17 protein-coding genes are annotated in these 17,647 nt (G+C 47.3%); 1 reads left to right on the top strand and 16 read right to left on the bottom strand.

The annotated features are described in order from the left end of the window. Positions 1-69 precede the first annotated feature (69 nt). The 6 genes from phoU to NOM90_RS08730 form a co-directional block, all read right to left on the bottom strand. Entirely contained in the window at positions 70-729 is a 660-nt protein-coding gene (gene phoU / locus NOM90_RS08755) for a phosphate signaling complex protein PhoU (RefSeq protein ID WP_255941373.1), read from the bottom strand. A gap of 38 nt (positions 730-767) precedes the next feature. After that, positions 768-1,523: a phosphate ABC transporter ATP-binding protein PstB gene (gene pstB, locus NOM90_RS08750; RefSeq protein ID WP_255941372.1), complete on the bottom strand. Its 756-nt coding sequence runs from the start codon at positions 1,521-1,523 to the stop codon at positions 768-770. Between the two features lie 116 nt (positions 1,524-1,639). After that, the gene (locus NOM90_RS08745) at positions 1,640-2,878 is read right to left on the bottom strand and encodes a methyl-accepting chemotaxis protein (protein ID WP_255941371.1); all 1,239 of its coding nucleotides are present in this window, start codon (positions 2,876-2,878) and stop codon (positions 1,640-1,642) included. Positions 2,879-2,986: 108 nt separating this feature from the next. Continuing rightward, the gene (locus tag NOM90_RS08740) at positions 2,987-3,721 is read right to left on the bottom strand and encodes a response regulator transcription factor (protein ID WP_255941370.1); all 735 of its coding nucleotides are present in this window, start codon (positions 3,719-3,721) and stop codon (positions 2,987-2,989) included. A 171-nt stretch (positions 3,722-3,892) separates the two neighbouring features. Next, positions 3,893-5,698, bottom strand: a complete 1,806-nt coding sequence (pnpS, locus tag NOM90_RS08735; protein ID WP_255941862.1) for a two-component system histidine kinase PnpS — start codon at positions 5,696-5,698, stop codon at positions 3,893-3,895. After that, entirely contained in the window at positions 5,698-6,669 is a 972-nt protein-coding gene (locus NOM90_RS08730) for a bile acid:sodium symporter family protein (protein ID WP_255941369.1), read from the bottom strand. Before NOM90_RS08730 ends, pnpS begins: the two co-directional genes overlap by 1 nt. Before the next feature lie 123 nt (positions 6,670-6,792). Between NOM90_RS08730 and yfbR the strand changes: the two genes are divergently transcribed. Continuing rightward, positions 6,793-7,425, top strand: coding sequence for a 5'-deoxynucleotidase (gene yfbR / locus NOM90_RS08725; protein ID WP_255941368.1), 633 nt, complete (start codon positions 6,793-6,795; stop codon positions 7,423-7,425). Between the two features lie 115 nt (positions 7,426-7,540). Here the strand turns inward: yfbR and NOM90_RS08720 are convergent, their stop codons facing one another. The 10 genes from NOM90_RS08720 to NOM90_RS08675 form a co-directional block, all read right to left on the bottom strand. After that, positions 7,541-8,422, bottom strand: coding sequence for an SDR family oxidoreductase (locus NOM90_RS08720; protein WP_255941367.1), 882 nt, complete (start codon positions 8,420-8,422; stop codon positions 7,541-7,543). 154 nt (positions 8,423-8,576) lie between these two features. After that, positions 8,577-9,530, bottom strand: a complete 954-nt coding sequence (gene mdh / locus NOM90_RS08715) for a malate dehydrogenase (protein WP_255941366.1) — start codon at positions 9,528-9,530, stop codon at positions 8,577-8,579. Positions 9,531-9,649: 119 nt separating this feature from the next. Beyond that, positions 9,650-10,945, bottom strand: a complete 1,296-nt coding sequence (gene icd / locus NOM90_RS08710) for an NADP-dependent isocitrate dehydrogenase (RefSeq protein WP_255941365.1) — start codon at positions 10,943-10,945, stop codon at positions 9,650-9,652. 141 nt (positions 10,946-11,086) lie between these two features. Beyond that, entirely contained in the window at positions 11,087-12,199 is a 1,113-nt protein-coding gene (gene citZ, locus NOM90_RS08705) for a citrate synthase (protein ID WP_255941364.1), read from the bottom strand. A 355-nt stretch (positions 12,200-12,554) separates the two neighbouring features. After that, positions 12,555-12,947: an FxsA family protein gene (locus NOM90_RS08700; protein WP_255941363.1), complete on the bottom strand. Its 393-nt coding sequence runs from the start codon at positions 12,945-12,947 to the stop codon at positions 12,555-12,557. After that, entirely contained in the window at positions 12,944-13,489 is a 546-nt protein-coding gene (locus NOM90_RS08695; RefSeq protein ID WP_255941362.1) for an acyl-CoA thioesterase, read from the bottom strand. The genes NOM90_RS08700 and NOM90_RS08695 overlap by 4 nt, the downstream gene beginning before the upstream one ends. A 153-nt stretch (positions 13,490-13,642) precedes the next feature. Continuing rightward, complete coding sequence (gene pyk, locus NOM90_RS08690) at positions 13,643-15,061, bottom strand: pyruvate kinase (protein WP_255941361.1); 1,419 nt, start codon at positions 15,059-15,061, stop codon at positions 13,643-13,645. A 284-nt stretch (positions 15,062-15,345) separates the two neighbouring features. Then, entirely contained in the window at positions 15,346-16,302 is a 957-nt protein-coding gene (locus tag NOM90_RS08685; RefSeq protein WP_255941360.1) for an acetyl-CoA carboxylase carboxyltransferase subunit alpha, read from the bottom strand. 4 nt (positions 16,303-16,306) lie between these two features. Next, complete coding sequence (accD, locus tag NOM90_RS08680; RefSeq protein WP_255941359.1) at positions 16,307-17,206, bottom strand: acetyl-CoA carboxylase, carboxyltransferase subunit beta; 900 nt, start codon at positions 17,204-17,206, stop codon at positions 16,307-16,309. Between the two features lie 102 nt (positions 17,207-17,308). Next, positions 17,309-17,497: a glutamate decarboxylase gene (locus NOM90_RS08675; RefSeq protein WP_255941861.1), complete on the bottom strand. Its 189-nt coding sequence runs from the start codon at positions 17,495-17,497 to the stop codon at positions 17,309-17,311. Positions 17,498-17,647: the final 150 nt, after the last annotated feature.

Genomic DNA, 17,647 nt, shown 5'->3' with positions numbered 1-17,647 from the left:
TCGGTGGGGGTACCGAATAACGCGGATAAGAAAAGATCATAAGGTTCGGACTACCGATTCCAAATTCAATTACGAATTTAGATCAGGGCGACGTCCAGTTACGAGGAACACTACGTTTTCGCCGATGTTCGTCGCATGGTCAGCAATCCGTTCGATATAACGACCTACCATTTGCAGCAACATCATTTGCGGCGCTGCTTGCGGCTCATCGATCAGCAAGGTATACAGCTCTCGCAACATCGAACCGTATAACTCATCGACTTCATCGTCGTCTTTTGCCATTTTGTAAGCGAGATCGGTATTTTCGTCCATATAAGAACGAATCGATTCCGAAATCATCGTGGACGCGATATTTGCCATCTGCGGAATATCAACCAGCGGCTTCACCATAGGTTCGCCGTCGAGACGTACCGTTACTTTTGCAATATCGCGTGCCAGATCGCCCATACGCTCCAAGTCGCTCGAAATTTTAAAAGCAACAATGATGCGGCGCAAATCTTTTGCCACGGGTTGCTGCGTAATAATAAGCTGCGAACCCAGCTCCAAAATTTCTTCTTCCAATACGTTCAATTCACCGTCGCGGCGGATCACTTCTTCGGCTTTCGCCAAATCAGCCGTTTTCAACGATTCAACAGCTTCTCTTAATGCCTCGTCCATACGTGTACCCATCTGAATCAGCAATTCGCGAAGCTGGTTTAAGCCGGAGTCAAAATCTGTTCTACGAACCATACGGAATGAACCTCCTTATTTTTTAGTTCTAAATTTGTTCAGCCAAACCTGCCCGAAATATAATCCTCCGTGCGCGAATCTTCCGGCGTGGAGAACAAAGTTTTCGTTTCCGCTGCTTCTACAACGACTCCATTGAGGAAAAATACCGTCTTATCCGAAACACGCGCCGCTTGGTGCATATTGTGCGTGACCATCACAATCGTATATTGATGCTTGATTTCACGAATTAGTTCTTCGATTTTAGCAGTGGAGATCGGGTCAAGCGCCGACGTCGATTCATCCATCAACAACACATCAGGCTTTACAGCCAAAGCGCGAGCAATACACAGGCGTTGTTGTTGACCGCCAGACAATCCGAAAGCCGAACGCTTTTGGAAATCTTTCACTTCGTCCCATAGCGCAGCTTGCTTCAAGCTTTCTTCGACGATCTGATCCAATTCGGACTTTTTGCTGATGCCTTTTAGGCGAGGACCGTAGGCTACATTTTCATAGATTGATTTTGGAAAAGGGTTCGGTTGCTGGAATACCATCCCGACACGTTTACGCAAATCTTCAACTTCCATATTTTTATCATAAATATCGGCTCCGCCTAATGCTACAAGCCCTTCGATTCGCGTGCCGGCAATTTGGTCATTCATCCGGTTCAGCGTTCGAAGCAGCGTCGATTTTCCGCAGCCGGAAGGTCCGATAAATGCGGTCGCCGCTTTTTCAGGGATATCGAGATTGACACTTTTGAGTGCATGAAATTGGTCATAATACAAATCTAGGTTTTCGGTACGAATAATCGGTTCCATTCTTCTGAGTCTCCTTCGCGGTTCACCTCAAGCCAGTGTAGCCCCGATTTGTTAAGCCGATTAAGAAGAATTGTAAACGCAGCGTAAAATTTCGAAAAATCAGTTTCAAAACGCGTTTATCGTTGAGCTAAAGACTGCTCCAAATTGTGATGAATGTCTTGAACTTCGCGTAACGACTCTTGAGTTAACTCAAAAGTCTGATTGCCGGTTTGTTTCGAACGTTGGGCTGAAATCCACATTTGCTGAAAATGATCGTCAGCAGCGTTCATTTGTTTGGAGGCTTTGCCGATCCGAGCTTGCGTTTCTTCCATCTCTTGGCCGACATATTGACTAAAGGTATTCATCCGCTCCAATAGACTGCCGATCTGATCGGATAATAGACGGGTCGATTCTGCCAAAGTCCGCACTTCACCTGCCACAACAGCAAATCCTTTTCCGGCTTCTCCAGCACGCGCCGCTTCGATTGAAGCATTCAGAGCCAATAACGAACTGGTTCCGGCAATACCGCGAATCGCACCTGTTGCTTTTTCAATTTCTTTGGTGCATTGCAGCATATTATCGATCGATCCGCGTTGTTTTTGAATCGCCGAGACGGCTTCGGTAAACGTATGGTCGGCTTGAAGCAGGGCTTGCCTGCCTTCCTCGGTATGGATAGTCATTTGCTGCGCTTCATGCACGCCTTGATCTGTAGCTTGATGAATCTCTGTTAATGAACGAGATATTTGACTTAGCGTCATCCGGCTTTCTTGGATCTGATCTTCGCGTTCTTGAGCAGCTAGCTCTTGCAAATCTCGCGACAATTGAATCAGATCCCGTACCGTTAAAATTCCGGCGTAACGCCCTTCTTCAACAAGGACAACGCAATCTGCGAACGATTCGTCTCCTCTTCCCAGTGCAATATCGATTAGCTCGGACGGACAATCTTTGATTTCCGCGATCAAGGGTTCAAGCCCTGCCGCTTCGGCTACAGGTCGATCGTAAAATAACTCCGGAGCAAATCTTCCATTCAATTTCCGATAAAACGCATCGCGCATCAATAAATAGACAGGCTGATCTTCTGGCGAAATGACCACAATACAAGGCGCGTCGGTATTTTGCTTAAATACTTGCAGCGCTTGAAAGCAAGTCAGTTCTGCTGCAATCACGGGAGCAAAACGTATATAGTCGGTTAATGCAGGCTGCCTTTTGATCTGAATTTTGAGTTGTTTCTCTAAGTCTGCCGTAACCGTTTTCGGTTTAGTATCTATAAATTGCTGGATTTCTTCCCAAAAAGCTTCTTCTGTCAAAGAAGTCTGATTCTGATGATTTTCACTTTGCGCAATGTCTTCTTTTTCGATCGTCGCCGATACGGACATAGAAACTTCTCCCCTGCCTTTTTTCTTCATTGTACCGTTGCCTCGTTAAAAGAATATCAACGCTCTGTTAAACGTCGATCAAATATAAAAAAAGACTCCGACCGTCCCTTATAGGGAAGATCTAGAGTCTACTTTAATCTGAGCCACAACCAATTTATATCCGACGCCCCGAATGGAATCGATATGCACCGAACCCGGGTCAAGCTCTAACTTTTTACGAAGTGAGCTGACATGCACGTCTACCGTACGCTGACCGCCGATATAATCAAATCCCCATACGGCGTTCATGAGATCGTCCCGAGTCATAACAACCCCGGGCTTGCGAGCCAGATACAGCAACACTTCGAATTCTTTCGGTCTTAAATTGATACTTTGCTGCCCAAGCATCACTTCGTATTTATCCGGATAAATGGTCAGTGCGCCTAGACTAATTTTAGATTCAGACGTCGAAGGAGCCGGGTATTCCAAATCTTCGCCTGACGTGCGACGAATGACCGCCGCGACACGCGCCAGCATTTCCGATACGCCGAACGGCTTTGTAATATAATCATCGGCACCAAGCTTGAGTCCGAGTACGATGTCTTCTTCCGCGTTTTTAGCTGTTAAAATCACGATTGGCGTTTTGACGCCGGAAGTTCGCAATTTTTCTAAAATTTCGATTCCGTTCATACCCGGAAGCATTAGATCGAGCAGAATCAAATCAAAAGCTTCTCTGCGAGCTCGTTCATATCCGCTTGTCCCATGTTCTTCCAGAACGACTTCATACCCATCCTGAGACAGATTGTAAGAAATCAACCGCGACAACGTAGGCTCGTCTTCGATAACGAGCAGTTTTCTAGCCATAGGCTCGATCCCCCATTTCGTTTACCTTCAACATCTTTGTCAAAGCCTTGTTCAATCACTTCTGCCTTTCTCTATATCAAGCCTGTAGGATGCAAAAATGACCGACTTTGATGATTTCCACTTTTTGACCTTCATCAGCATATCATGGCATTGTTAACTCTGTGTAAAAAGTTAGAGATTTTCCTGAAGCACAGGGAGTTCTACACTAAATGTACTTCCAACGCCAAGTTCGCTTTCGACCGAAATCACTCCTCGGTGCAATTCGACCAGATGTTTGACGATAGACAGACCCAGACCGGTTCCGCCAGAAACTCGCGATCTGGCTTTATCGACCCGATAAAACCGTTCGAAAATTCGCGGTAAATCTTTTTTCGGAATTCCGATTCCGTTGTCTGCAATACTGAACCGTACCCGATCTTCTTCATACTCCGGATCAACAAACTCTTCGGCTTTGATCGTGATACGTCCACCGTCCGGGGTATAACTAATCGCGTTCGCCACCAGATTGATAAAGATTTGTCTCATCCGATCTTCGTCCGCTTCGATAAACAACTCTTCGGGCACTTGAATACGGATTCCGATTTTTTTCTGCTCGGATGATCCTTCCAATACTTTACTCACGGATCGGAACAACGTCAGCACATGTACGGGCGCATAATCTAGTTGGATTCGGCGCGATTCGATTTTCGATAAATCCAAAATATCGCCAATTAACCGGTTCAACCGATCGCCTTCATCGTAGATAATTTTCAGGAACGAGCGTGCAGTCTCTTCGTCTTGTACGCCGCCAGACAGCAGCGTCTCCGCAAAACCTTGAACCGCCGCAACCGGCGTTTTCAGTTCATGGGACACATTCGCTACGAATTCGCTGCGCATCCGTTCCAGACGCCGGATATCGGAGACGTCTTGGAATAAGAACAACATCCCGTGATACGAATCGTCATGCAGTACGGTCATTGGCACACCGTCTAGCGAAATCAAGCGTTCTTCCGGAACAAATAAAGTCAGCTCGTCGTGCATCCGATTTTTGTGTAGAACGCCTTCTTGGATAAATCGAGTCAATTCGTAAAAACGCTTCAGCTCCGTGTAAGGACGTCCTACTACGCGATCGGCGCGTATGCCCAGCATCCGTTCGGCTTGGCGATTGACTAGACCGATACGCTCTTTTTCGTCAATCATCAAAATACCGCCGGTCATATTATCGAGTACGTTTTGCAGCAAACTTTCGTTGTCTCGAATCGTAAGCATCTGCGCTTGAAGACTATCCGCCATATTGTCGATCGAGGCTCCAAGCTGACCGATCTCGTCACGGCGCATCTGACCGACCCGTGCATCATAATCGAGTTTCGAAATACGATTCGCTGTCGCCATAATATGTTCGATCGGCTTCGTGAGCCCGCCTGCCAATCGATAACTGAGTGCTGCGGATAGCAAAAATAAAGCCGCCAATGCACTGCCCATAATGATCCAACCACGCTGCAATCCTTCTTCGACAATCGCAAGACTCATGGATAACCGAATATATCCGTCGAATCCGCCCGAAGATACAATAGGAGCTGCCACATAGAGCATATCGCGCCCTAAAGTATGGCTATACCGTACTGCATGTCCGGGAGCATTCGCGCTCGAAGTCCGAATCTCTTCGCGATCCAGATGATTATCCATAGAAGCCGGATCGCTTTGCGAATCTCCGATGACGACGCCGTCTTTGCCGATAAAGGTTACGCGAGAATCGGTTAAGGAAGCCAAACGCCGCGCTTGTTGTTCGAACACTTCCGGAACACTTTCACTAGATTTCGGCGCAGACGGTAATATGAGCAAATCTTCGAGCAATGCAATCTCCCGACCCATATACTCTTCCAACGAACGAATATGCGAATCTCGAAAAACTTTAGCCATCGTCAGCCCTGCCGCTAATACAGAAATTCCGACCAGCAGCAATAAAATCAACGTAAGACGGGTACGAAACGGTTTCATCAACGGAGACTCTCCTTCATCGGGTACGGTTTGAATTTACGTAAAACCAGTTGATGCAAAGTCGCAAGCGGCTGTTGCACCAAGATTGCCAGCACGACCGGAACCGCCGCTTGCGGCGAAAAATAACCAAGCGCCAATACCAAGCCAAGCGAGTTGTTTCGCATTCCGGTTGCAAATGAGATCGTAACCAGAAGCTCAGGCACGCGTTGTTTGAATAACAAAGGCATATAATAACCTAGCATATAGCCGATCCCGACCAGTAGCAATACCGCCGGAATCACCGAAGCCAAATCACCGCGCAGCTCATACGCATAAGGAGCAATCCCTGCTGCATTTAACAAAATCACAAGCATAAAAAAGATTTTAGAAATCGGCAGCAAAACAGGACCCGCTTGCTTTTTGAACGTACCGCCGGAGCGCTCATAGATCACAACGCCCAAAGCTGTAGGTACGACGACCATGAGCAATAAATCCCGCATCAGATGCAGCGTGTCGAAAGCGAGTTCTGTTCCGAAAAACAGCTGGATCAATCCCGGAACGACAAGCGGGCTAAGCGCCGAATCCAATAATACCATCGCAAGCCCGAGCGCCATGCTTCCACCCGATAATTCAATCCATAAGACGGAAGAAACGCCAAGCGGAATAATTGTAAAAAGCACCAGTCCAATCGTATACGGCGAAGACGCTCCAAATAATGCACTGCCCAAAGCAAATGCAGCCAGAGGCGCAATCAAATGACTAATGATCAACGTTAAAATAATCGGAAAAGGTCTGGAAAACACATGCTTCAAATGTTCTCGACCACATCCAACTCCCATAACGAAAGTAATATACGCAAATAAATAAGGAATCGTTGGGACAAGAGGAAGCAGCGGCTGGGAACAAATCAGACCCAGCACAAGCAGCGACGGCGTAATCCAAAACATGCCCCGATCTACCCAACTGCTGAACGCCAAAGCTTTTTGCTTCACTTGTGTTCCTTCCTTTCAATCCTGCTATAATGAGTAACGTACTTGCCCTAACCTGTTTATTTATCTTAACACAAAGAGCCGCGACTCCATGTACAGATCGTAGCCAAAGAAAGGGTGCCTGTTTTGACGACTTATCCATTTTCCGCTTATTTATACCGTTTGAAACACATTAAGCGTTGGAGTTTGATGCGCAGCACGATGACCGAGAACGTTGCCGAACATTCGTATCACGTCGCGTTGCTGTCGCATTTATTATGTACGATCGGGAATGAAATGTACGGTAAATCGCTGAATGCGGACCGTGCGGCTACGCTTGCTCTATTTCATGATGCTCCCGAAGTGTTTACCGGCGATATTCCAACACCCGTCAAACATCATAACGAAGCGCTGCTGTCCAATTTCCGCATGATCGAGCAAATGGGCGCGCAGCGTCTGACGGATATGGCTCCAGAGCCGCTTCAGCCTGTCTATGCGTCCTTGATTGGAACCAGTGAACCGAGCGCAGAAGATCAAGAACTTCATCTGTATGTCAAAGCCGCTGACCGAATCGATGCTTATCTCAAATGCGCCTGGGAAGTCGCAGCCGGCAATCGGGAATTTGCAGTCGCCAAGCAGCAAACGGAAGAAAAACTTGCCGAATCCGCGATGCAGGAAGTCGAATACTTCCTTAAACATTTGGCTCCCGCATTTGAAATGACGTTGGACGAATTGTCCGCGCAGATCGGTCAAGAAACGCAGCGACCGGAAGTTCGTTAACCGAATCTTGCAAAAAACAAAAAAAGCCGTTTGCTCGGTGAGAAGTGGAAGTTCCACTTCCTACTCCGAACAAACGGCTTTTTATGATCTGAATAGCGTCTATGAAGCGAAGTCTTTATCCGTTGATAATTTCTCCGCCATTGATATGAATGATTTGCCCGCTCACGTATGAAGCATCCGGTGAAGCCAGATACACATAAGCCGGCCCTAATTCGGAAGGTTGCCCCATTCGGCCCATCGGTTGGCTTTCGCCAAACGTTTCTACTTTTTCTTCAGGGAACGTAGCTGGAATCAGCGGTGTCCAGATCGGTCCTGGCGCTACGCCGTTTACACGAATCTTTTTCTCGGCTAGACTCATCGATAACGAACGAGTGAAGCTTGTGATTGCGCCTTTTGTCGATGAATAATCAAGCAATTCCGGGCTGCCTCGGTACGCCGTAATCGACGTTGTATTGATAATCGAAGCTCCTTCTTGCAGATGCGGCAATGCCGCTTTGCTCATAAAGAACATACCGAAAATATTGGTGCGGAACGTACGCTCTAATTGCTCGGCTGTAATATCGGTAAGCGATTCTTGTGGATGTTGCTCCGCAGCATTATTCACCAAAATATCGAGTTTACCGAATTTGTCGATGACACGTTTGACCGATTCTTGCGCAAAAGCCTCATCGCCTACATCTCCGACTAATAACAGACAGTTTCGACCTTCCGCTTCAACCAGACGTTTCGTTTCTTCAGCGTCACCATGTTCGCTAAAGTACAAAATCGCTACGTCGGCGCCTTCTTTTGCATAATGAACGGCGACAGCACGACCGATCCCGCTATCTCCCCCGGTAATCAGTGCTGTCATGCCTTGCAATTTACCTGCTGCTTTGTAACTTGGCGAAATGTATTCGGGTCTCGGCGTCATATCCGATTCCGAACCATGACCTTCAAGTTGTTGTGCAGGTGGGCTTTGCGGTCTTTTTTCGTTAGCTTGCTGTTCATTGGCTGGCATTCAGAAAACTCCCTTCCAGTTGATCTGTAGTTGTCTTCGAGCTTCCGTTTCTTACTTACCACACCTCATCCATTCGCAAACATTTCTTTGATAAAAAGAGAATTTTCTTCTCATTTCCAATTTCCATTTCACCTATTTAAACTTGACCGAATCTTTAGTTTGATAATCCGGCTTGAACTACAGAAATCACACCGCGTACCGATTCGGCAGAAACATCCAGTGCAGACTTTTCTTCTTCGGTTAATGACAATTCAAAAATCCGCTCAATTCCGTCGCCACCAAGAATCGCCGGCACGCCGAGGAACAGATCATTATATCCGTATTCGCCTTCAAGTCTTGCGATAACCGGTAGAACCCGCTTTTTATCTTTCAAGATGGCTTCTGCCATCTGCATCAATGCTGCTGCCGGCGCATAATACGCACTGCCGTTGCCAAGCAGATTAACGATTTCGCCGCCGCCAACTCGTGTGCGCTGTACGATTTCTTGAATACGTTCAGGAGAAATCAGCGTATCGATCGGAATTCCGCCCACGCTAGAGTAGCGCACCAGCGGAACCATATCATCGCCGTGCCCGCCTAACACAAAGCCGCGTACGTCTTCTACCGATACGTTCAATTCTTCCGCGATAAACGCGCAATAACGCGCCGTATCCAATACGCCGGATTGTCCGATTACGCGGTTTTTAGGAAAGCCGAGTGTTTCGTAGGCGGTGTATGTCATGGCATCAACCGGATTGCTGAGGACGATCACGGTGGTGTTCGGCGCGACTTTTTTGATTTGCTCGCATACGGAACGGACGATACCCGCATTCGTATTGACCAGATCATCGCGGCTCATACCCGGCTTACGTGCGATTCCTGCTGTCAAAATGACGAGATCCGAATCTCTGGCATCTTCATAATTTGATGTTCCGGTAATCCGGGCGTCGAATCCAAGTACAGGCATCGCTTCTTGCATGTCCAAGGCTTTGCCTTTTGTCGGATTTTCCAACTGCGCAATATCCAGCAGCACGACATCACCAAGTTCTTTTTGCGCCATCATCAAAGCTGCTGTAGCTCCTGTAAATCCTGCTCCGACCACCGTAATTTTTTTGCGGGTAATTGTCATGATTGTAAGTCCTCCTTTGATCAGATATAAATCTTGATTACAAGAAAATCGGATAAAAAAGAACGGACGAAAGAAAAGTCGTTCCCGACTTCTCCCCCGTCCGTTCGTGATGCGTAAACTTACATGTTGCCGATCACTTCGTTCGCGAATTCCGAGCATTTCACTTCTTTTGCGCCGTCCATCAGACGAGCAAAGTCGTAAGTTACGGTTTTGTTGTTGATCGAAGCTTCCAGACCTTTGTAGATCAGGTCAGCTGCTTCTTGCCATCCCAAGTGTTCCAACATCATAACGCCGGACAAGATCACGGAACCTGGGTTCACGACGTCTTTGTCTGCGTATTTCGGAGCTGTACCGTGAGTAGCTTCGAAGATCGCATGACCCGTTACGTAGTTGATGTTCGCGCCCGGTGCGATACCGATGCCGCCTACTTGAGCCGCCAAAGCGTCAGACAGGTAATCGCCGTTCAGGTTCAACGTAGCGATTACGTCGAAGTCTGTAGGACGTGTCAGAACCTGTTGCAACGCGATATCGGCAATCGCATCTTTTACGATGATTTTGCCAGCATCTTCAGCTGCTTTTTGCGCTGCGTTCGCTGCGTCTGTACCGTCTTTTTCTTTGATTTCGTCGTATTGTGCCCATGTGAACACTTTATCGCCGAATTCAGCTTCAGCCACTTCGTAGCCCCAGTTCTTGAAAGCTCCTTCTGTGAACTTCATGATGTTGCCTTTGTGTACCAATGTTACGGTTTTGCGGCCGTGATCGACTGCATATTGAACCGCAGCGCGAACCAGACGCTTGGAGCCTTCTTCCGATACAGGCTTGATACCGATACCCGACGTTTCCGGGAAACGGATTTTGTTAACGCCCATTTCGTTTTTAAGGAATTCCAAGACTTTTTTCACTTCTTCGCTACCTTCTTGGTACTCGATCCCTGCATAGATATCTTCGGTGTTTTCACGGAAAATAACCATGTCAACTTGCTCAGGACGTTTAACCGGGGAAGGTACGCCGTCGAAGTAACGAACTGGACGCAAGCATACGTACAGATCCAGTTCTTGACGAAGCGCTACGTTCAGCGAGCGGATACCGCCGCCGATCGGCGTTGTCAAAGGACCTTTGATCGCAACGATATATTGACGAATCGCGGTCAGCGTATCTGCTGGCAACCACTCTCCGTATGTATTGAATGCTTTTTCGCCGGCAAATACTTCGTACCAAGCGATTTTCTTTTCGCCGTTGTAAGCTTTTTCCACTGCCGCGTCAAGAACGCGTTTGGAAGCTTTCCAGATGTCACGACCTGTACCGTCGCCTTCGATAAATGGAATAACCGGATTGTTTGGAACAACGAGTGTACCGTTATCAATCTGAATTTGTTCGCCTTCAGTCGGTGCAGTAAATTTTTCGAATGTAGACATGAATGGAATTCCTCCTTCAAAATGGGGTCAAGCTTTTTTTATTGTAGCGTATCACAAGCTGATTTTGAACCGAACTTCTGAATTACGCCGAAAAAAAGCCGTCCGCCGCTTGGTTCACCGCCGGACGGCTTACTTGCGTAATTAGCGTTTGTCGATCGGTACGTAAGTCAGATCGAGCTCGCCTACGTACTCGGCACGCGGACGAATCAGACGGTTGTTTTCGTACTGCTCCAAAATGTGCGCGGTCCACCCTGATACCCGGCTAATCGCGAAGATCGGCGTGAACAGTTTGCGCGGAATACCGAGCAACGTGTATACCGAAGCCGAATAGAAATCGACATTTGGTTTCAAGCCTTTTTGCGAAGTCACGAGATCTTCGACTTTGATCGACATTTCGTACAGCGACGAATCGCCTTTTGCTTCGCCAAGGCGACGAGACATCTCCATCAGGTGCTTCGCACGTGGGTCGCCGTCTTTGTATACACGGTGTCCAAAGCCCATGATTTTGGCTTTGTTCGCCAACTTGTCATTGATATAACTTTCTACACGATCTGGAGTACCGATTTCTTCCAACATGATCATTACCGCTTCATTAGCGCCGCCGTGAAGAGGGCCTTTGAGCGCGCCGATCGCAGAAGTTACGCCGGAATAAATATCAGACAATGTAGCAACCGTTACACGTGAAGCGAACGTCGAAGCGTTCAATTCGTGATCGGCATGAAGAACCAAAGCTTTGTCCAAAGCTTCGATTGCCGTCTGCTCAGGAACTTCGCCGTTCATCATGTACAGGAAGTTCTCAGTCAGCCCAAGCCCTGCTTTTGGAGCAATCGGCTCTTGGCCTTCAGAGATACGGGACAAAGCAGCAACGAGTGTCGGCAATTGCGCTTGCAGGCGCTCTGCTTTCATCACGTTGGACTCTGCACTCATATCGTCCGCGTCTTTATCGTACAAAGCTAGCGCAGATACTGCTGTGCGCAAAGCCGCCATCATGTTCATATCTTTTGGATACAGCTTCATTTGCTCAATGACTTCAGCAGGAACCGGAGCGTATGTCTCCAGATTAGCTTTGAGTTTGCTCAGTTGCTCTTCGTTCGGCAATGCACCATGCCAAAGCAGGTAAGCGACTTCGTCGAACGAAGCGTTAGCCGCCAAGTCGTCGATATTATACCCTCGGTATGTAAGCACACCGTCTACGATCGAACTGATCGAAGAAGTTGTAGCTACAATGCCTTCAAGACCTTTAGTTGCTGTCATCGTACATCTCTCCTTTGCGATTGAAACGGATACATGCAAGCATGAATTTACAGAAACATATCCCAAATCATTGTAACCGTTTTTATAGGATTACAAACGTTTAGGGCTTCGGTCTATAATTCTGCCGAAAACAACAAATCTTATCACAATAGTGCCTTAATCATCATACCGGATTTTGTCATTTTTTTGAACATTTATACGATAAACGAGGCATCAAATTGTTTTATCGCAGTGATAACTTATTTGAAACCCCTTACAAATCTTAATGTTACAGGAGTGAGCAAGCGTTTGCAAGTGACTTGCTTATAGAAAAACCGTCCGCAGAGTGCGGACGGTTTTCGTAAACTTATACGTATCAACGACGATAAAAAGTAATATTGCCGTTTTTCATTCGTTTTTCGATCCAACGCATTGCTGCTCGGTGATACAGAGGACGCGTCAATGGAAACACAAGCGTAATCCCGATCAGGTCGGTGATAAAGCCGGGGGCAATCAATAAAGCACCGCCTGCCATAATACATACGCCGTCTACCAGTTTTCTACCGGGAGGCTGTCCGCTTTCGGCAAGCAGCTTCAGATCGTTCATCGCTTTGCGACCTTCAAATTGAACCATTGCGATTCCGATTACGGTAGTCGCAAGTGCCAGCACTAACGTTTTGAAAAATCCGAAATAATCAATTAACCATGCAAAAGCCGCAGCTTCGACGACTACAGCCAATATGAATAAAATCGTCATTTTGTTTTTCATTGCCCGTTCTCTCCTTTACCTGTCGCTTCTGCAGGTTTATCGATCCACTTGCCGATCTGTTCATATAAATGTGGTGCGGCTTTATTTAAGCGAACCGGTTTCCACTGGGTATTTAACCAGACATGATCGGTTGCTCCTGTATTTAATAACGTTCCCGCTCGCGGTTTTTTGGAATCCCATTCTATCGAATCTGTATTCCATTCCTGTTCATCTTCGCACCGACGGATTTCGTATTCGTAATCCAATCGCAGGGGTGAAAATCCGACAATCCGCGTATAAATCCACACTTTGTCATCATATCGAGCCGGTTGGACAAAAGTTGTCCTAGCTTCAAGTACAGGCAAGTACAGCCCTTGTTCTTCGATTTGTCGATACGATAATCCGATGGTGCGAATCATCTCTGTCCGTCCAATTTCAAACCAATTTAAATAGTTGGTATGATACACGACTGCCATTTTATCGGTTTCTTGATAACGAACTTTCAATCCGGTGCGGAACCATTTTTGTGTGTTGTCCGCTACGTTTTGTTCAAGTTTCTTCATAAGCTCCCACTCCTTGTATCATCCAGCCGTAGGCTTATTTCTTCATTCCTATTTCTTTAAGCCTACTTCTATTGTATACGAAATGACATCAAATAAAAAACAGCATAAAAAAGCCGCCGTTCGCACGGCGACTTTGTGGAATATGAGCGATTTTTAGTGAATATGATCCACTTTGATCAGGTTTGTCGAACCCGAACGACCGAGTGGTACGCCCGCAGTAATGACAACCAGATCGCCTTCTTGAACGAGACCGGATTTTTTCGCGCCTTGCAATGCGCTTTCGAACAATTCGTCTGTTGTTTCAGCGACTTCGCCTTTAACCGGAATAACGCCCCAAGCCAGTGCCAAACGACGCAGCGTTTGCTCTTGAGTCGTTACCGCGATAACCGGAGCTACCGGACGGTATTTCGATACCATGCGTGCTGTAGTACCCGATTCTGTCGAAGTTACGATCGCTTTAACATCCAAGTTCCATGCTGCGTGAGCCACAGATTGGCTGATCGATTCGGTAACCGATTTTTGTTGAGCTTCGCTTTGTTTTTTCAGAATCTCACGGTTGTTGATTGTCGATTCTGCTTTTTCAGCGATACGCGACATTGTTTGTACGGACTCAACTGGGTATTTACCTGCAGCTGTTTCGCCCGACAACATGATCGCATCTGTTCCATCCAAGATTGCGTTCGCTACGTCACTTGCTTCAGCGCGAGTTGGACGTGGGTTACGTTGCATCGAATCGAGCATTTGTGTAGCCGTGATAACCGGTTTACCCGCACGATTACATTTTTCGATCATTTGTTTTTGCACGATCGGTACATCTTCAGCAGGGATTTCTACGCCGAGATCGCCGCGCGCTACCATCAGACCGTCGGATACTTCCAGGATTTCATCCAGGTTATCGACGCCTTCTTGGTTTTCGATTTTAGAGATGATTTGGATATGCTCTGCGTTATGCTTTTTGAGCAATTCGCGAATTTCCAAAACGTCGCTAGCTTTACGTACGAACGAAGCTGCGATAAAGTCTACGCCTTGCTCGATACCGAAGATGATATCGTTCGTATCTTTTTCGGTGATACCTGGCAACGAAATGCTTACGCCTGGTACGTTTACGCCTTTACGGCTTTTGATTTGTCCGCCGTTAACGATATGGCACTCGATTTCAGTACCTTCAACTTTGGTTACCGTCAGACCAATCAGACCGTCATCGATCAGGATCGTCGATCCAACCGATACGTCTTTTGGCAGATCCGAGTAAGAAACGGACAAACGATTTTTGTCGCCTGCGATTTCTTCGGTTGTCAGCGTGATGTTCTCGCCTTCTACCAAGTCCAAAGGCTCAACCGCGATTTTACCTGTACGGATTTCTGGGCCTTTTGTATCGAGCAGCAAAGCTACGCTTTTGCCGAGCTCTTGGCAAGCTTGACGAATATTTTTAACGCGGTTGCCGTGCTCTTCGAAGTCACCGTGAGAGAAGTTCATCCGAGCAACGTTCATGCCCGCCATGATCAATTTTTTTGTGTTTTCAAGCGATTCGCTTGCCGGTCCGATTGTACATACGATTTTTGTTTTACGCATTTGTGTGCCTCCGTTTTTTGATCTCTGTCGATCTCTGTTTGTTCCCCTCTCGGGGACTCTCTCTGTCGTTTCCCTACTTGTGTAGCAAAACAGGAATCTATGCCTACCCTTCCATACCCGAACAAAAAAGAAGCCGGTTTATGGTACGCCGACCTCTTAATCCTACGCGCATAGAAGTCGGTTTTCGGAAGGTTATAATATCCTCACCAACAATTAAATCTACACTAAAATCGCGCTCTTGTATAGGTTTTTGATGTAAAAACTACTTAGGAGTTACGTAAAGTCTACTTGGACGCGTATTGTCCGATTTTGCGGAATTTCTCATAACGATCTGCAATCAGCCCTTGTGCATTAAAAGGAGCCAATTGATCCAAATGGCGCGTTAACGCGTCTTTGATCGCAAGACCTGTCGCTTCGTAATCCCGATGTGCTCCGCCTCGCGGCTCGGGAACGATATCTTCGATCACGTCCATCTCCAGCAAATCGGAAGCGGTAATCTTCATCGCTTCAGCCGCTTGATCGGCTTTCGAAGCGTCTTTCCACAAGATCGAAGCTGCACCGTTCGGCGAGATTGCCGCATAGATTGCGTTTTCCAGCATCAGGACGCGGTTGCCTACGCCCAGAGCCAATGCACCACCGCTGCCGCCTTCACCGATAACAATGCAAATCACCGGAACTTTGAGCATCGCCATATCGCGCAAATTACGGGCAATCGCTTCGGATTGTCCGCGCTCTTCAGCTGTATTCCCCGGATAAGCTCCTTTGGTATCGATAAAAGTCACAATCGGACGATTGAACTTCTCGGCTTGTTTCATCAAACGCAATGCTTTACGGAATCCTTCAGGGTGAGGGCTGCCGAAAAAGCGAGCGATATTGTCTTTCGTGTCTTTGCCGCGTTGATGACCGATTACCGTGATCGGCGTACCGTTGATTCGAGCCAACCCGCCAACAATCGCCAAATCGTCACCAAACATCCGATCGCCATGCAATTCAACAAAGTCTGTAAATACGTAAGGAATCAAATCCAGCGTCGTCGGACGCTGATGATGGCGCGCCAAGTGCATTTTTTGCGCTGGCGTCACATTCGTATAAATTTCGTTTTGCAACGCTGCATGACGTTCTTCCAATCGGGAAATTTCATCGCTGAAATCAATCCCTTTATCTTGTCCGAACTGCTTCAGCTCATCGATCTTCTTGCGCAGCTCTACAAGAGGCTGCTCAAATGCTAATTCTCCTGCCATTTGCTTAGAGCCCCTCCTTTGTACTGTGCATGCCGATCAATTTGCCCAGCATCGTTTTCATTTCTTTGCGGTGAACAACCATATCCAATTGTCCATGCTGCAAGTTGAACTCCGCAGTCTGGAAATCTTCCGGTAACTTTTGACGAATCGTCTGCTCAATAACGATTCGACCCGCAAAGCCAAACATCGCGCCTGGTTCTGCAATAATGATATCGCCGAGCATCGCAAAACTTGCCGAGACGCCGCCCATTGTCGGATCGGTGATTACGGACAAAAATAGACCGCCTTGTTCGGCGAATTGACCGAGCGCTGCGCTTGTTTTTGCCATCTGCATCAGACTCAGAATACTTTCTTGCATCCGAGCGCCGCCCGATGTGGAGAAAATAATAAGCGGCAGATCGTGTTCTCCGGCATGTTCGATAATCCGCGTAATTTTCTCGCCGACAGCCGATCCCATACTTCCGCTAAAGAAATCGAAGCTCATCACTGCCACCGCCACCGGTTGACCGTGAATCGCGCCTTCGCCTGTTACGACAGCTTCATTCAGCGCCGATTTCAGCTTTTGCTCTTCCAACTTTCCGGCGTATCCCGGGAATTGAAGCGGATCGATCGACGTTACATCGTCGTCGCGCTCAATAAAGCTGCCTTCATCCAGCGTCATCGCAATACGTTCGAACGCGTTCAAACGCATATGATTACCGCAAGTTGGGCAGACTTTCAAATTTTTCTCCAGCTCTTTGCTATACTGAATCGTTCCGCACTTGCTACATTTATTCATGAGCCCTTCGGGAATCTCCCGTTTTGGACGCGGCTGCGTCTCGGAATCGCCGTTTGCTTGATCAACGTTACGATCAGGAGGAAGGGTCGCATACTTTCTTTTTTTCTGAAACAAATCCTTGAACACCACTACACCTCTTCAGCCGTTATTTGGCGGGCATCGCCTTAAAGGTTTTTCTAAAACCGTATACTCTCGTATTCAGCCCTTACCGGATAGCTGCATCTGTAATCAAGAATGCAATATCGTATTAAACACCTCTTGAATTTCTTCAAGTTCGCCGGAAGGAACCAAAATTTCGAACTGCTGTTTGGACATGTTGACGGGACGGATCTTGACGAGAAAACCTTCTTCGGTCAGCCTGCTTTGAAGCTTCTCCGCAAGTTTAGCGGTAGAGGCGATATAGATCACCGTCCACATGAACAACTATGTCCCCCTTGTCGACTGCCCGGATGAACCCGTATCCCTGCATAATGGCTCTATAATACCATAAGGCTCTTTTTTTTAGCAACAGAATCGGCATCTATCGACCAAGACCGAGAGCCGACATGCACATTTCGACATCTCGGC

Origin of the sequence: Saccharibacillus sp. JS10, from assembly GCF_024436065.1 — a bacterium.
In the GTDB taxonomy this organism is placed as follows: domain Bacteria; phylum Bacillota; class Bacilli; order Paenibacillales; family Paenibacillaceae; genus Saccharibacillus.
Note: the sequence above shows the minus strand (reverse complement) of the source record. Positions and strands in the feature narration are given on the sequence as shown.

Bases quoted from the DNA above. Each gene is read 5' to 3' on its own strand.
- NOM90_RS08700 (WP_255941363.1), bottom strand. From the start codon at position 12,947: ATGAAAAACAAAATGACGATTTTATTCATATTGGCTGTAGTCGTCGAA.
- NOM90_RS08720 (WP_255941367.1), bottom strand. From the start codon at position 8,422: ATGCCAGCCAATGAACAGCAAGCTAACGAAAAAAGACCGCAAAGCCCA.
- icd (WP_255941365.1), bottom strand. From the start codon at position 10,945: ATGTCTACATTCGAAAAATTTACTGCACCGACTGAAGGCGAACAAATT.
- pstB (WP_255941372.1), bottom strand. From the start codon at position 1,523: ATGGAACCGATTATTCGTACCGAAAACCTAGATTTGTATTATGACCAA.
- phoU (WP_255941373.1), bottom strand. From the start codon at position 729: ATGGTTCGTAGAACAGATTTTGACTCCGGCTTAAACCAGCTTCGCGAA.
- pyk (WP_255941361.1), bottom strand. From the start codon at position 15,061: ATGCGTAAAACAAAAATCGTATGTACAATCGGACCGGCAAGCGAATCG.
- NOM90_RS08745 (WP_255941371.1), bottom strand. From the start codon at position 2,878: ATGTCCGTATCGGCGACGATCGAAAAAGAAGACATTGCGCAAAGTGAA.
- citZ (WP_255941364.1), bottom strand. From the start codon at position 12,199: ATGACAGCAACTAAAGGTCTTGAAGGCATTGTAGCTACAACTTCTTCG.
- pnpS (WP_255941862.1), bottom strand. From the start codon at position 5,698: ATGAAACCGTTTCGTACCCGTCTTACGTTGATTTTATTGCTGCTGGTC.
- NOM90_RS08695 (WP_255941362.1), bottom strand. From the start codon at position 13,489: ATGAAGAAACTTGAACAAAACGTAGCGGACAACACACAAAAATGGTTC.
- mdh (WP_255941366.1), bottom strand. From the start codon at position 9,530: ATGACAATTACCCGCAAAAAAATTACGGTGGTCGGAGCAGGATTTACA.
- NOM90_RS08685 (WP_255941360.1), bottom strand. From the start codon at position 16,302: ATGGCAGGAGAATTAGCATTTGAGCAGCCTCTTGTAGAGCTGCGCAAG.
- NOM90_RS08675 (WP_255941861.1), bottom strand. From the start codon at position 17,497: ATGTGGACGGTGATCTATATCGCCTCTACCGCTAAACTTGCGGAGAAG.
- NOM90_RS08740 (WP_255941370.1), bottom strand. From the start codon at position 3,721: ATGGCTAGAAAACTGCTCGTTATCGAAGACGAGCCTACGTTGTCGCGG.